Source organism: Alcanivorax sp. UBA3183, assembly GCF_002364155.1.
GTDB classification, from domain to species: Bacteria; Pseudomonadota; Gammaproteobacteria; order Pseudomonadales; family Alcanivoracaceae; genus Alcanivorax; species Alcanivorax jadensis.
The window spans coordinates 275677-290295 of sequence record NZ_DEXN01000009.1 but is presented as its reverse complement, the minus strand read 5'-3'; the positions used below and the strand labels follow the sequence as shown (position 1 = coordinate 290295).

The following is a 14619-nucleotide window of genomic DNA, read 5'->3' as shown; positions in this document are numbered from 1 at the left end:
TTTCCGCGTTGCGTGAGGCGTGCTGCTTGTGGCGTCTAATGCTATGCTCTGTGGCTTGCTTCCTTTCTGTCATCCTCAGGACATCGTGTGACCAGCGCCCGTAACCATCTTACCGATCTGACGCGCTTTGCGCCGCTTTTGCCGGGCTATCAGCCCCGTGAACCGCAACTGGCCATGGCGGACGCAGTGGATGCGGTGATCGGCACCGGTGGCACCCTGATGGTCGAAGCGGAAACCGGTACCGGCAAGACCCTGGCGTACCTGGTGCCGGCCCTGTTGTCGGAGGGGCCGACACTGGTGTCCACCGGCACCAAGAGTTTGCAAGATCAGCTTTTTTTCAAGGATGTGCCGCTGGTCAAGAAAGCTCTGGGGCTGCCGCGCAAGGTGGCGCTGTTGAAAGGGCGCGCCAATTATCTCTGTCCCTACCGGATGACCCTGCATCAGGAAGAGGCCCGTTTTCTGACTCGGGAAACCGCCGAGCAGTTGCAGATCGTCGCCCATTGGGCTGGTCGTACCAAAACCGGTGACATCGCCGAGCTGCAACAGATTCCCGAAGACGCGCCGGTATGGCCCTGGGTAACCAGTACTGCCGACAACTGTCTCGGCACAGATTGCCCCAACTATCAGGAATGCCCGCTGATGAAGGCCCGCAAGGAAGCCCAGGAAGCGGACCTGGTGGTGGTCAATCATCATCTTTTCTTTGCCGATGCGGCCTTGCGCGGTAACGGCTCGGCCTCGGAACTGCTGCCCAGTGCCAATACGGTGATCTTCGACGAGGCGCATCAGCTACCGGAAATCGCTGCCGCGTTTTTCGGCGATACCCTTAGCACCCGGCAGGTCCAGGAACTGGGTCGTGATAGTTTGTCTGAAGCCGGACAGACCGCTGCCGACCTGGCGCGCCTGAACCAGTTGATCGCAGCGGTGGAGAAGGGCTGCCTGGATCTGCGCCTGAGCCTGGGCGACGGCGAGCGTCGGGAGCCCTGGTCCGAGGTGGCGGAGAAAGAGACTGTCATCGAAGCGGGCGAGACCCTGCTAACGGCCCTGCGCGATCTGGAAATGTTCCTTGGCCCCCTGGCCAAGGCCAGCCGGGGAATGGAGGCCTGTGCCCGTCGTGCCAGCGAGCAAGTGGACTGCCTGGCGGCCTACCTGAAAGGGGAACAACCCAACCGAGTGTACTGGTTTGAAACCTTCAAACGGACTGTGGTGCTGCACAGTACGCCCCTGTCCGTGGCAGCCCAGCTGCGTGCCCAGCGCGAGCGTCAGCCGTGCAGCTGGGTGCTTACCTCGGCGACCCTGTCTGTGGGCGGGCGCTTTGAGCATATCCAGAAGCGCCTTGGCATGGACGCGGCTACCACCCTGCGGCTGGAAAGCCCGTTCGATTTCAAACGCCAGGCGGTGTTTTATGCCCCTGACGGCCTGCCGGCGCCGAACGATCCCGGCTATACCGCGGCGCTTTGCGATGCCATGGTGCCGGTCATCAATGCCGCCAAGGGTCGCACTTTTTTCCTTTTCACCAGTCACAGAGCATTACGGGAAGCGGCCCAGTTGCTACGCCCCCGTCTGGACTATCCGTTGCTGGTGCAAGGGGAGTCCGGTCGACGGGAGTTACTGGACAGCTTCCGGGAAAAAGGTAACGCGGTGCTGTTAGGCACCAGCAGTTTCTGGGAAGGCATTGATGTGCGTGGTGAGGCACTCAGTTGCGTGATTATTGATAAACTGCCGTTCGGCTCGCCGGGTGACCCGGTGGCGGCGGCACGCATTGAACATATCAATCGCAATGGTGGCAATGCCTTCCGCGATTATCAGTTGCCCCAGGCGGTGCTGGCATTGCGCCAGGGTGCCGGCCGACTGATTCGTGATCCCAAGGATACCGGCCTGTTGGTGGTGGCGGATCCCCGGCTGCTGACGCGCAGCTACGGAAAACTCTTTGTGAACAGTCTGCCCAACATGACCCGCACCCGGAAGCTGGACGTGGTACAACGGTTTTTCGATTACCTGGCCCGGCAGCAAGAAGGGCAGACAACGGAACAGATTGAATCATGACACGAATTCTGGCTCTGGAAACCGCCGGTGAAACCTGTTCGGTGGCCATCATGGATGGCGACGAGGTGCTCGAATATTTCGAGCAGGCGCCACGTCGTCAAACCGAACGGGTGCTGCCGATGGTGGAAGCACTGCTGGCGGAAGCGCAACTGTCGCTTCGCCAGCTGGACGGCATTGCCTTTGGCCATGGTCCCGGTGCCTTTACCGGTGTGCGGGTCGCGGCTGCGGTTACCCAGGGGCTGGCCTTTGCGGCGGACTTGCCGGTGATCGGGGTGTCTACTCTGGCGGCCTGTGCACTCAGCGCCCAGGAGACGACGCCACACCGGGATGTGATCGCGGTGTTCGATGCGCGTATGGGAGAGGTCTATCTGGGCGCCTATGCCTGTGAGGATAGCGTTGCCAGAACCGTGTTCGACGACGGCCTGTTTCACCCGGATACTTTGCCATCTCTGCCACAAAAAGACTGGATGATTATCGGCTCCGGGCTGGTCTATCGTGAGGCCCTTTGCCAGGCCTATGGCGCAAGTCACTGTGAGGCTGACGTGCATCCTCATGCGAAAGCGGTGGCGCAGCTGGCATTATCCGGTTTCCAGCGCGGGCAGGGTGTCAGTGCAGAACTGGCGCAGCCGGTCTATCTTCGTGATCAGGTAATTCAGGGAGCTGTACGATGATCAACTGGGACCTTCCCAATGTCCATGAACTGGCGGTGACTGTGCCGGCCGAAGCCATCGACGTGATGGGGCATGTGAACAACACCGAATATCTGCGTTTCATGGAGAAAATTGCCTGGGATCATACCGCCAGCCTTGGGTTGGGCTGGGATCTGTACCAGAAGCTCAACCGGGGCATGGTGGCCCGGCATACCGAAGTGGATTACCTGGCGCCGGCCTTTGAAGGTGAACACCTGAAGATCGGTACCTGGATCGTGGAAAACGACCAGCGCATCAGTATCACGCGCCGTTACCAGATTGTTCGCGAATCAGACGGGCGAACCCTGCTGCGCGGCCGCACCCGTTGGGTGTGTGTGGCACTGGATTCCGGTAAGCCCCGCCGCATGCCCCCGGAATTTTTGCAGGGTTACAAAATCACCGCCACAGAAGAGTAAAACGTTGCGATAGACGGGAATCGCGCTTCAAAGCGCTTCACCCGTCTTGATTATCGCCCCTCGCAACTCGTTCCCGTTACTGACGTTCCATTCAATAAGGACATTCCATGGATTGGTTCCAGGCCCTGGTGCTTGCCCTGATACAGGGACTTACCGAGTTTCTTCCCATTTCCAGTTCTGCCCATCTGATTCTGCCGTCTCAGGTACTGGGCTGGCCCGATCAGGGGCTGGCCTTTGATGTGGCCGTTCACCTGGGCACCCTGATGGCGGTGATGGCCTACTACCGCCGGGATCTTTTTGCCATGGTCGGCGGTGCCGGCAAAGCGGTGACCCAGCGCACCATGAACGACGACCTGAAACTGGGACTGCTGGTGGTGTTGGCTATCATTCCTGCGGTGGTGTTCGGCTTTCTTGGTGATGACTGGATTGAACGGGAGTTGCGTTCTGCACTGGTGATTGCCGTTACTACCCTGGTGTTTGGCGCGTTGCTGTGGGCTGCCGATGCGTTCGGCAAGCGCCAGTTCAGTCTGGTGCGATTGGGTGTGATCGGCGCCATTTTTATCGGCCTGGCCCAGGCTCTGGCACTGATTCCCGGTACCTCCCGTAGCGGTATTACCATCACGGCGGCACTGGCGCTGGGTTACAAGCGCGAGGACGCTGCCCGCTTTTCCTTTCTGCTTTCCATTCCAGTCATTCTTGGTGCGGGATTGCTCAAGACAAAGGATCTTGTCGAGCAGCAGGTAGCGGTGGACTGGGGACTGATGGCCCTGGGTGCGGTGGTCAGTGCGATTACGGCGTATCTGACCATTGTGTTCTTCATTCGTCTGCTTGAGCGCATCGGCATGCTGCCGTTTGTGGTGTACCGCCTGGTTCTTGGCGTTGCGCTACTGGCGTGGCTGGCCTGATTCCATGCTGGCTACGGTGCTGGGTCTGTTACCCGGGTGCCCTGACGGGCTTCCCGGTACGCCGGTAGAAGAGGCAGACAGAGCGGTGGAACTGGCCCTGCCGCTGGTGCTGGGCTGGCATGAGGAGCGCCTCAGCCTGTGGCGACCGCAAGGGCGGGAAACTCCCTTGAGCGTCAGCTTCAATGATGGCAAACAGGGCTACCGACTGACGGCGGAGCGGGTCCGCCACGAGCGGTTGATCAAGGCGCTGGGAAAACCCCGGGAAGAAACCTTTACTGTTCTGGATGCCACCGCTGGCCTGGGCCGGGATGCGGCCCTGATCGCCATGGCCGGGTTTCCGGTATTGCTGGCGGAACGCTCGCCGATTCTCCATGCCATGCTGGCTGATGGCTTGCGGCGGGCGCCTGCAGAGCTCGCTGCCGCCATGCAGTTGCTACCCTGCGCGGATGCTGGCGCGCACACCTTGCCGCCGCTACATGCGGTCTATCTTGATCCCATGTTTCCATCGCGGGACAAAAGGGCGGCGGTAAAAAAAGACCTGCAATGGCTTCAGCAATTGGCAGCCTATCCCGATCAGAACGAAGAAGCGGCGTTGCTGGAATGGGCGCTTGGTCTTGATCCGCATCGGGTGGTGGTCAAACGGCCCGGCAAGGCTGAACCGCTGGCAAAACGCAGCCCTCATCATCAGATTGCCGGCAAGGCTATTCGTTTTGATGTCTATGAGTAGCCCGAATCGCTGAGCAACTAGTCCATCCTGTAACGCATTCATGAATTGATCATAAAATAGACACAATGATGTCGCTTTGATAGCGTCAAAGGTGCACCTGATGTGTTGGTGTTAAGGAATGACACTTTAAGCATGAGGATAAGATAATGAATACCTTCCGTTTGCTTGCGTTGACTGCGGCATTGCCTCTGGTTTTGCCGGCATCTGCCATGGCCGATAACTACCTGCGGTTTGCCTATAGCCTTGCCGATTACGATGAACAAGATATGGATTTTACGGTTGCGAGTCCTTCAGACGAGACTCTGGCCATCGATGGGTACGATCCGGGTGGTACGGATTATCTTAGCGTAGCAGGTGGTACCTGGCTTTCCCCCAACTTGCGCGCAGAAGTTGCACTGGATTTCTCTCTGGCGTCCAAGGAAGACGATGGCGTTACCGTCAGCTCCGGCGGGGCTTCAGAGGCGGGGACGTTCGAGGCCAAGACCACCAGTCATCTTCTCATGATCAATGGCTACTACCACTTCATGAATGACCGTGGCACCGGGGCCTTTGACCCCTATGTAGGGGCGGGTATCGGTCTTGCCGATAACGAACTGGAGGATATGACCGTTTTCGTTAGTGGCGCATCTGCAACCATTGAAGACGGTGGCAGCACCGAATTTGCCTTCAAATTTGGTGGGGGTGTTGCCTACTGGCTCAGTGATGCGGCCTCCGTGGATTTCTCCATTTTCTATGTGGATGCCGGTACCGTGGAAAGTGGTGATACGGCCAATGGGGTTGGCGGTACGGTGGCACTGTCCCGGGAACTGGAAATGGATCTGGAGAGCATCAACTACAGCCTGGGTATTTCCATTGCCATCTAGCGGTTGGCTGTGTGCCCGGAAATAAAAATACCCGCCATTTGGCGGGTATTTTTTTGTCGGCTACGGTTGCCGGTCTCAGGAAGCAGAGGCAGAGGAGACCGGCTCCACCAGGTGCTCAATGTCTGTCACCCGCGTCACCCGTTGAATGGCGTCGCTGATATCCGGGCTGAGGATACGGCGGGCTTCATCGTCAAGCGATTCCAGTTTCTCGTCAAACACCAGGGCGCCGGCATCGTTCGTGGTGACCAGGCCGGTACCGTACAACTGGCTGATAAAGTTTTTCAGCACCACCTTGTCGAAAAATTCTGGAGAGTTGAACTCGTAGAGCAGCGACAGTCGTTGCGCGGTCTGGTGAGCCAGTTCCCCCAGCTGGTCGGCGGTGAGCATGCCTGAGCCGTACTGAACCAGCAGGCGAATGGTCAGATAGTAACGCTCCAGAGACGGCATGACCGTCTGGCCTAGATGGTCCAGCATGTCGGATTCATGGGTGTGGATAGGGGCGCCGTGCAGACAATGGTCTTCGCGGCTGATCAGCTGTTCCTTCTCCAGCACATCCACCGTCTTGCTGACCGCCCGGGACAGGTCGTCGCCATCCTGCCAGTGGAGATAGTATTCATTGCGCAGGAAGGGGTAGAGCAAATGCACCATGCTCTGCAGGGTGTCAATGCTGATAGAGCGAGCGTTCATCACCAGCGAGCAGATCAGACCGGGGAGAATAAACAGGTGCAGGCTGTTGTTGCGGACATAGGCCATCTGCAGGGCCGTTTTTTCATCGGTGGTGACCACATCGCCGAGCTTGTGCTCGATGCGCTCCAGGAACTCGTTGTCCAGCCCATACTGGATGATGGCTGAAGCATCATCCGTGGCGATGGAGGCGCTGTCACTGTAGGGAGCCTGTTTGAGCAGGGCGATGTAGAGGTTCAGCTGCTGGCGTAACTGGGCCACATCCATGGTGTGTTTGGGCGACGCGAGCAGGGCCAGGCTGAGCAGGTTGATCGGGTTGGCGACGGCGGCGGCATTGATGGATTCCACCACTTCCTGTCCGAGTTCATTGACCACATGCTTGAACCAGGCTGGGCTTTCATCGGCAGCCAGGTCTTCGCTGCGCCAGGCGGTGTGATGCTCGTCGAGGAAGTCCACCAGCTTGATGGGCTCACCGAAATTCACATGCACCTGACCGAAGTGACTGCGCAGCACCGCCAGGGATTTCATCAGCCCGCCGACAGATTCCTTCTGCTTTTTCTTGCCGTGCAGCTCGCCGATATAGGAGCCTGATTCGATCACTTTCTCATAGCCCACATAAACCGGCACAAAGGCAATCGGCTTGCGGGCATCACGCAGAAAGCTGCGCAGGGTCATGGCGAGCATACCGGTGCGCGGCTTCAACATTCGGCCGCTACGGCTGCGCCCACCTTCCACGAAGTACTCGATGGAGTAACCACGTACGGTGATGGTGTGCAGATACTCGCTGAAAACGGTGGCGTACAGGGGGTTGTCACGAAAGCTGCGGCGCATGAAGAAAGCACCGCCCCGTCGCAGGATAGTCCCGACGATGGGCATATTCAGGTTGATGCCGGCGGCGATGTGCGGGGGCACCAGGCCATTGCGGAATACCACAAATGACAGCAGCAGGTAGTCAATATGACTGCGGTGGCAGGGCACATAGATCACTTCGTGATCACCGGCTACCTTGGTCAGGTTGTCCATGTTGTATAACCTGACCCCGGCATAAAGCCGGTTCCAGACCCAGTTCAGAAACAACTCCAGAGAGCGAATGACTGTATGGGAGTAATCCGCGGCGATTTCCATGGCGTAATGGCGAGCCTTGGCTTCCATCTTCTCGATACTGGTTTCCTGGCGCTGGGCCTCTGCGCGGATGGCTTCCTGTACGGGGATGGAGTCCACCACGGTATTGGTGAGAGTGCGACGGTGAGACAGATCCGGGCCGATGGCGGCTTCCTGCTGACGGCGAAAATGCACACGCAGAATGCGGGAAGCCTTGCGCACGGTCTGTTCGTCCGTGGGGCACTGATCCACCAGGGTGCGCAGGGACATTGGCTTGCTGAAATGGACGTACAACTGCCGGCCTTGGGTGACGATGATAAAGAATTTCTTGATGAAACCCGCCGGCGACCAGTTGTCGGAAAACAGAATGCGCCACAGGGAACTTTCCTTTTCCGGACGGCGGCCCCAGAACACCGATACCGGCACCAGCTGTACATCGGCCTCGGGATTGGCGCGTAGTGCGCTGACCAGTTTTTCCAGCCGTGGCGGTGACACGGGGGTTCGCTGCCGGCCATTACTGAATTTGCGCCGGTACAGCTGGAAGTAACTATGGCTCAGGTGGCTTTTGCCCAGCGTTAACCCATGCAATGCAGATGCAAGGCCCAATTGTCGTGCGGATTGATCCGCTGCTGCTGCATCGGCGGCTGAGCGGTCACGCAGCACATAAACCACCGGGGTATTGGGGGCAAGTTGCAGTTCGTCAGGGTTGGAAGGCAGCGCGTTAGCACGTGTGCACAAACGCAGGAAAATGCGGATCAGGAAGAAGCCCAGGCGATCCAGGCCAAGCCAAGGTGTCATAGTCGGATTCAGTTAACTAGTGTGCCGCAAGTGTAGCGAAAGCCCCGGGCAGGGAACACCAGCGCATATTTCAATTTGTTTCAGAATTGCGTCTGCCAGTTCGTACTATGGTCCATTATATTCACGGGAACAAGTCAGGTAGCCTTGCTAGACTATTGGCAGTTTATTGATAAGTACTAAGGAGTTAACGGTGTCGACACCGCAAACGGGGATTTTTGATCGTAGTTATCAGCATCATCTGTTCTTCGAATTCTGCCTTGGCAGTGGCCAGGAGATGCAGGCAGTGAGAGCCGCATTGCGCCAGCTGAATTCGCTGAAAAGCGAAAAGACCCCGGTGTTGATGGCGTTCGGGCCAGCCCTCTGGGAGCAGTTGGATACCCGCTTCAGCTTTCCACCATTTTCCCTGGAGGGCCATGTGCCGGCAACCCAGGGGGATCTTTGGGTCTGGGTACAGGCGAAGGAGCGCGGCGATCTATTCGATGCCGGTATGCAGGTACGGGATGCAGTGGGCGAGCTGCTATCCACGCAACTGGAGCTGAACAGCTTTGTCTATCACGACATGCGCGACCTGACCGGTTTTGTCGATGGTATCGGCAACCCGACCGGCGACAAGGCAGAAAAGGCGGCCTTTATCGCCGAGCCGCATCCTGGTGCGGGCGGCAGTTGGGTGCTGACCCAGAAGTGGGTTCATGACCTGAAGAAATTCAACCAACTGCCGGTGAACGAACAGGAAAACGTGTTCGGCCGCACCAAGGAAGATGCGGTGGAGTTCGACGACGAGCGCATGCCGCCGGATGCCCACGTGGGCCGCACCGATGTGGACCGGGACGGTGTGCCCCAGAAAATGTGGCGTCGCTCTGTGCCCTACGGTGACAGCAGCGAGCATGGCCTGTATTTCCTGGCCTTCTGCTGCGAACTGGACCGCTACGACTACCTGCTGCGCCGCATGTACGGCATCGCCGACGACACCGTCAAAGACCGCCTGCTGAACTACACGCGCCCGGTGATGGGATCGTGGTGGTATGCGCCGGATCAGGAATGGCTTGATAAGATCAGTTGACAGTTGATAGTGGATAGTTGACAGCTACGCGAGGAATAACTGTTTTGACCTGAAACGCAAGAGGCCGCGCCCGTATACCGGGCGCGGCCTCTTGCGTTTCAATGACAGACAATCTGGATCGCGCAGCTGTCAACTTTCAACTGCTAACTGTCAACTGATTCAGTCCGTTTTCCATTTGGTAAACATCTTTTTCACCAGGAACGGGGTGAGCTTCAGTGAAGCACCTAGCATCTGGCCGATGCCTTTGGGGAAAACAAAGTGCAGGGCGTTCTTGATGCCGTTGTAGGTGGCTTCGTCGAAGGGGTACCAGAAGATGTTGCGCTTGGAGGGCAGGATATCCCAGTTGACGGCTTTGGCCTGGGTCATTTCCTCCAGGCCTTCCGGGCCGTGGGTGCGGCCGATGCCGGATTCCTTCCAGCCGCCCCAAGGGGTTTCGGACAGGCCGTGGCTGTAAAGATGATCATTGATGGTGGTGACGCCGGATTGCAGACGAGCAGCAATGGCGCGGCCACGCTTGTTGTTCTTGGTCCACACGGAGGAGGTTAGCGCCAGCTTGGATTCATTGGCCTTGCGGATGGCATCTTCTTCGTTAGCCACGCGTTGCACGGCAATCAAAGGCCCGAAGGTCTCATCACACATGGTGAGCATGTCGTCAGTCACATTGGTGAGCAGTGTAGCCGGGTGGAAGAAGCCGTTTTCCACGTTGCCTACCGGGCGGGACTGGGCTTCGATGCGGGCGCCCTTGGCCAGGGCATCTTCCAGATGCTGCTGCACGGTGCGCAGCTGACCGGCAGTGGTCAGGCTGCCGATATCCACATTGAAATCGTTGCAACCCACGCCATGACGCAACTGGCGGGTCTTCTTGGCGAGCAGATCCACGAATTGGTCGTAGACCGCGTCCACCACATACACTCTTTCCACGCCGCCACAGCTCTGGCCGGCATTCTGGTAACCGGCCCAGGCGGCACCATTGGTGGCTCGTTCCAGGTCAGCATCTTCCAGTACCAGCATGGGGTCGTTGCCACCCAGCTCCAGGGACACCGGGGTGAGGGTTTCGGCGGCTTGGGCCATCAGGGTCTTGCCGGCGGGGACGCTGCCGGTGAAGAACAGTTTGTCCACACCATTATCGAAAAAGCCGGTGGCCACTTTGGAACCGGAGCCGACGATATGATGGAACAGGCCTTCGGGTAACTCCCCGGCAGCGATGATCTGCTCGATGGCGCGGCCTACGGCCGGTGTGGCAGCAGCCACTTTCAGCAGCACGGCATTACCGGCCATCAGGCCCATGACAATTTCACCGAAGGGGATGGATAGCGGATAGTTCCAGGGGCTGATAATGCCCACTACACCCAGAGGAACACGTAGCATGTGGGTCTTCTTGTTGAAGAACAGGATGCTGCCGCCGGGACGGTTCTTTTCTTTCAGGTATTTTTCAGCGTTGTTCGCGTACCACTTGCAGGCCAGGGCACAGGGGAGCACTTCCGTGGCCAGGGCGTCGGTAAGGGTCTTGCCGTTACTCTCGCTGACGGTGCGAGCCAGGTCGTCGGCGCGGTCGACAATGTAGCTACGCATCATGGTGATATGGCGAGCCCGTTCCTTGAATGATTTGGCTGCCCAGATCGCCTGGGCTTCACGGGCTTTGGCCATGATCTCTGGCAACTTGGCCAGATCGGTTTCATTCAGCTCGGCCACGGCGGTGCCGGTGGCCGGGTTGGTGTCCAGGACGGTTTTGCTGTCGAGTTTTTCTTGCGCGGTCATGTGAGGAAGTCTCCATCACGGCAGGTCGTAAAGGTGGCCTGCGGGCTGTTCTGGGAGGGCCAGTGTCTGGCTCCGGGAAAGGCACATAGGTAAACACAGAGTAGACATTGTGGCCAGTGCTGTTCGGGCCGATTTCAGGCCGCGACGCCACGGCTTTGCTGCGCTTCCGTCAGCCGGAACGCCATGCGCTCGAAGGTGAGGGCAATGCGTTCCAGGGCGCCGGCAATCAGTTCGCGGTCGCGCTGAGCCAGGTTGCCAGCGTCGTCCATGTCCAGTTTGAGCCTTTCCGATTGTTGGCGAAAGCCCTCGTCGACGGTGCCACGGGAGCAGGCCTGATAGGCCGCAGCCAGGGCCAGCTGCCAGCGATCAGCGCTGTCGAGCAGGGCGGGTGGGGCATTGCTGCGCAGACGACTTTGAATCCACAGGGAAACCTGGCCCAGGTTCAGTCCGGTGAGGCCCAGGTCGGTGAAATGGCGCTGGGCTTCCGGCAGGGCCTTGTCACAGATGGTCAGCCAGCGCAGGCGGTCGGCCATGCGCGCGTTGAACCATTCTTCATTGATGTTGGCGGCACCTGATGTGGCCGCAGAGGGGTTGCCCATCAACGTCAGGTCGGTGGCGGTCTGGCGGATCAGCCGGCGGCGCAGGTTGGGGCCATTGGGTGGCGTAATCAGACGGAACATGAGGAAGGCGATGGCGATTCCCACGGTGATTGCCAGGCCGTTACTGGCCACCCGGGCCACGTCAAAATCCATGGCGTTGCCCGGCTGTACCAGAATGATATAGGGCGTGCAAAAGCCCAGCCCCAGTGGCAGGGTCAGGCGTTTACTGATGGCCAGCAGGCCGACAAAAAGAGGCGCGCCGAGAATCAGGATGAGCAGGGGAAAGTTGCCGTTATTGAGGGCCAACAGGGGCAGGGTGAAAAAAAGGGCTACCGGTGCGGCCAGCACGGAACTGAAGGTGGCCCGTTTCAGCACCTGATCCGGCTCTGGCAGACGTGCAAAGAGAATGGTGAACATGACCGGCATGATCATCAGCATGATGGCCATGGGGCTGGCAGTGCCGACCCAGAGCCCGGCAGCAAGGGCAAACACCAGCGCACTGCGCAGGCCCACGGCGGAGGCGATCTGTAGATCCCGGTAAGGACGCAGTCCTTGTGGTCGCAGTTGCACTTCATGGCTGAAATGCAGGGCACGGTTGGCCTCCAGAGCCAGAATCAGGTCCGATGTCAGGTTCTGACTGACCTGGAAGAAGCGCCGCTGCAGAGGCGGGGCATCCTCGGCTTGTTCGCCGCGAGCTTCGCGCAGCTGCTGTCGCAGGGCCTGGGCTTCTTTCATGGCCTGTTCGGCGGAAGGGGTTTCGCGCATGCGCTGGAATGCCGCCCGCAAGGCATCAAGCAGGTCGCGAAGGGCCGGGGTGAGCAGCTCGTCGTGGTTGCGCATCAGGCGCCCGATAACGCGGATGCGGGCCACCAGTGAAAGGGTTTTGTGGCAGATCACTGTGGCCGCCCGGGCCCGCCCCGGGCCATGGCTGCCCTCGTAGTGAACGGCGCTGCTGTCATCACTGAGTGCAAAAATACCCTGCAGTAGCGCATCCACCTGATTATGGCGTTTGGCATGGGTGCCCGATGGGTCCAGTTCCAGTTCCAGATAGGCCAGTGTCTGGTTGAGGGCGGTACGGGCATGCTCCTTGAGCAGACCGCTTACTCGCACTGGCCACAGTAAGCTGCTCACCAGGGTGGCGCAGACGGCGCCGAGAACGATCTCACTGACCCGGGCGTTGGCAATGTGGAAGATGCCCAGGCTGGAGGTATTGGCCGGGTCTGCGATGGCGAGCACCACAATGAGGGTGGCGGTGATGCCCGCCATGGCGAAACCGTAGATGAAATTGGCCTGGCGTACCCAGGCGGAGGCGCCAGCGTTAAGACCAATCCACAGGGTCAGTGCGCCAATGGCGAGGGCCGGGTAGGGGAGCAACCAGGCCAGGATCAGCAGTCCCATGGCGCCGCCAACCAGGGTGCCGCCGATCTGGCAGAAGCCTTTCTCGATCACCAGCCCGGTTTCCGGGCGCACTTGCAGGAACACGGCGGAGATCAGCGCCCAGTAGGGCCGGTCCAGTTGCAGCAGCATGGACAGATAGAGTGCCAGCGCCATGGCGATGACGCCCTTGGTGGCAAACAGGACAGACTGGCGGTCTGGAGTGAGCAGGACGGCCAGTCGCGGATCCAGTTTCATTGGTCGCTCTTGGTGTCCTGCTCGTGGAGGCGCACGGTGGCGGTCATGCCGGCGGCTAGCAGAATATCGTCGGGAATGTGGTCCAGTTCGATATGGACGGGAATGCGCTGGGCCAGCCGCACCCAATTGAAGGTCTGCTGGACCTGGGGCAGTAACTGGCCGTCGGTCTGGGTGTTGGCGTTGGCGATGGCCTGCCCCACGCTGGTGACCTTGCCGCGCAGTTTCCTGGCGCCGTTCATCAATACCACGGTGGCACGCTGGCCCACGTTCACCATGGGTAGTTTGGTTTCCTCGAAGTAGCCGGTGACATAGAAACTGCCGGCCTTGACCATGGACACTACCGGAGTGCCCTGATTAACGAAGTTTCCCTGCTGCAGGGTCAGGTTGACAATAGTGCCGTCTGCGGGAGCTTCCACACTGGTTCGCTCCAGGTTGATTCTGGCGCTGGCCAGTTCTGCCTCGGCGAGCGCTACATTGGCAGCGGCTAACTGCGCCTCGATACGGGCACTGTCCAGTTCTTCACGGCTGATGCTGTTGCCGGCGTGCAGGCGTTTGCGCCGTTCATATTGATGTTCAGCCAGGCGCAAAGATTCCTGCTCGTGGAGTAGCTGCGCTTCGGCCCGGGCCAGAGTGGCGCGGTAGCGGATATCATCGATACGGAACAGCGGATCGCCCTGTTCTACGGTCTGGTCATCACGAATGTGCAACTCACTTACCCAGCCGGACACATCCGGGGATAGCGTAATGATCTCGGCGCGCACCTTGCCGTCGCGGGTCCAGGGGGCATAGAGGTAATAATTCCACACCCAGTTGCCGGCCAGCAGGGCCAGAATGACCAGCACTACGGTGAGCAGAATGCGTAGCGGTTGTTGCATGAATTGTCCCTAACTCAGCGCTCTCAGGAAAAGGGCTACAAAGCAGATAAACAGTGACAGATAGACCCAGGCACTCTTCCAGAGTTGCTGATGCCAGCCCAGTTTGCGCAGCAGCAGGAAGGTCAACAGGGTGAGCACCATGCCCAGCAGCACGAACAGCACCATGGGGCTGATCAGCAGTCCGCCAACCGGAATTTCATGCAGCCACATCGTTGTTTCCCGGCAGTGTCATGTTAGCGAGCATGGTAACGGATAATTCAGGGCACCTGTAGGAGCACCGCTCGAGGTGCGAACCGCGCATCAGCAAGGACTGAAAAGGAGCTTCCTGGCTCGACAGGTTCAGAAAGACACTCGAAATGGTTTCCCTCGCCAGGGCTCGGGTTCGCACCTCGAGCGGTGCTCCTACAGGTGCCATAAGTAGAGGTCGGATTTAGCCTGTTTCCGCGCTACGGACATCCTCGGCAACGAG

At 59.1% G+C, this 14619-nt stretch carries 12 protein-coding genes; 7 read left to right on the top strand and 5 right to left on the bottom strand.

Annotated features, from left to right (window positions below; translation table 11 throughout):
* Positions 1–87: 87 nt before the first annotated feature.
* The 6 genes from B3Q33_RS04460 (at position 88) to B3Q33_RS04435 (ending at position 5643) form a co-directional block, all read left to right on the top strand.
* Complete coding sequence (locus tag B3Q33_RS04460; RefSeq protein WP_272962848.1) at positions 88–2043, top strand: ATP-dependent DNA helicase; 1956 nt, start codon at positions 88–90, stop codon at positions 2041–2043.
* Complete coding sequence (gene tsaB, locus B3Q33_RS04455; RefSeq protein ID WP_272962849.1) at positions 2040–2714, top strand: tRNA (adenosine(37)-N6)-threonylcarbamoyltransferase complex dimerization subunit type 1 TsaB; 675 nt, start codon at positions 2040–2042, stop codon at positions 2712–2714. The genes B3Q33_RS04460 and tsaB overlap by 4 nt, the downstream gene beginning before the upstream one ends.
* Positions 2711–3148: an acyl-CoA thioesterase gene (locus B3Q33_RS04450; protein WP_052042436.1), complete on the top strand. Its 438-nt coding sequence runs from the start codon at positions 2711–2713 to the stop codon at positions 3146–3148. Before tsaB ends, B3Q33_RS04450 begins: the two co-directional genes overlap by 4 nt.
* Before the next feature lie 107 nt (positions 3149–3255).
* Positions 3256–4053, top strand: coding sequence for an undecaprenyl-diphosphate phosphatase (locus B3Q33_RS04445; RefSeq protein WP_272962850.1), 798 nt, complete (start codon positions 3256–3258; stop codon positions 4051–4053).
* The gene (locus B3Q33_RS04440; RefSeq protein ID WP_286827024.1) at positions 4022–4780 is read left to right on the top strand and encodes a class I SAM-dependent methyltransferase; all 759 of its coding nucleotides are present in this window, start codon (positions 4022–4024) and stop codon (positions 4778–4780) included. Before B3Q33_RS04445 ends, B3Q33_RS04440 begins: the two co-directional genes overlap by 32 nt.
* Before the next feature lie 146 nt (positions 4781–4926).
* Positions 4927–5643, top strand: a complete 717-nt coding sequence (locus B3Q33_RS04435) for an outer membrane protein (protein WP_272962852.1) — start codon at positions 4927–4929, stop codon at positions 5641–5643.
* Positions 5644–5718: 75 nt separating this feature from the next.
* On the opposite strand, the gene plsB is transcribed toward B3Q33_RS04435, so the two are convergent.
* Positions 5719–8226 carry a glycerol-3-phosphate 1-O-acyltransferase PlsB gene (gene plsB, locus B3Q33_RS04430; protein WP_272962853.1) on the bottom strand — a complete coding sequence of 836 codons (2508 nt, stop codon included), beginning with the start codon at positions 8224–8226 and terminating at the stop codon, positions 5719–5721.
* A gap of 190 nt (positions 8227–8416) precedes the next feature.
* On the opposite strand from plsB, the gene B3Q33_RS04425 reads away from it, so the two are divergent.
* Positions 8417–9286, top strand: a complete 870-nt coding sequence (locus B3Q33_RS04425) for a Dyp-type peroxidase (protein WP_272962854.1) — start codon at positions 8417–8419, stop codon at positions 9284–9286.
* Positions 9287–9445: 159 nt separating this feature from the next.
* Here the strand turns inward: B3Q33_RS04425 and B3Q33_RS04420 are convergent, their stop codons facing one another.
* The 4 genes from B3Q33_RS04420 to B3Q33_RS04405 all read right to left on the bottom strand — a co-directional run bounded on the left by B3Q33_RS04420 (position 9446) and on the right by B3Q33_RS04405 (position 14360).
* The gene (locus tag B3Q33_RS04420) at positions 9446–11044 is read right to left on the bottom strand and encodes an aldehyde dehydrogenase family protein (RefSeq protein ID WP_272962855.1); all 1599 of its coding nucleotides are present in this window, start codon (positions 11042–11044) and stop codon (positions 9446–9448) included.
* 134 nt (positions 11045–11178) lie between these two features.
* Positions 11179–13275 (bottom strand): FUSC family protein, encoded by a 2097-nt coding sequence (locus B3Q33_RS04415; RefSeq protein ID WP_272962856.1) that lies wholly within the window; start codon positions 13273–13275, stop codon positions 11179–11181.
* Positions 13272–14150: an HlyD family secretion protein gene (locus B3Q33_RS04410; protein ID WP_272962857.1), complete on the bottom strand. Its 879-nt coding sequence runs from the start codon at positions 14148–14150 to the stop codon at positions 13272–13274. The genes B3Q33_RS04415 and B3Q33_RS04410 overlap by 4 nt, the downstream gene beginning before the upstream one ends.
* 9 nt (positions 14151–14159) lie before the next feature.
* Positions 14160–14360, bottom strand: a complete 201-nt coding sequence (locus B3Q33_RS04405; protein ID WP_062817757.1) for a DUF1656 domain-containing protein — start codon at positions 14358–14360, stop codon at positions 14160–14162.
* Positions 14361–14619: the final 259 nt, after the last annotated feature.

Coding starts and splice junctions, on each gene's coding strand:
- tsaB (WP_272962849.1), top strand. CDS start 2,040: ATGACACGAATTCTGGCTCTGGAAACCGCCGGTGAAACCTGTTCGGTG.
- B3Q33_RS04450 (WP_052042436.1), top strand. CDS start 2,711: ATGATCAACTGGGACCTTCCCAATGTCCATGAACTGGCGGTGACTGTG.
- B3Q33_RS04445 (WP_272962850.1), top strand. CDS start 3,256: ATGGATTGGTTCCAGGCCCTGGTGCTTGCCCTGATACAGGGACTTACC.
- B3Q33_RS04435 (WP_272962852.1), top strand. CDS start 4,927: ATGAATACCTTCCGTTTGCTTGCGTTGACTGCGGCATTGCCTCTGGTT.
- plsB (WP_272962853.1), bottom strand. CDS start 8,226: ATGACACCTTGGCTTGGCCTGGATCGCCTGGGCTTCTTCCTGATCCGC.
- B3Q33_RS04420 (WP_272962855.1), bottom strand. CDS start 11,044: ATGACCGCGCAAGAAAAACTCGACAGCAAAACCGTCCTGGACACCAAC.
- B3Q33_RS04415 (WP_272962856.1), bottom strand. CDS start 13,275: ATGAAACTGGATCCGCGACTGGCCGTCCTGCTCACTCCAGACCGCCAG.
- B3Q33_RS04410 (WP_272962857.1), bottom strand. CDS start 14,150: ATGCAACAACCGCTACGCATTCTGCTCACCGTAGTGCTGGTCATTCTG.
- B3Q33_RS04405 (WP_062817757.1), bottom strand. CDS start 14,360: ATGTGGCTGCATGAAATTCCGGTTGGCGGACTGCTGATCAGCCCCATG.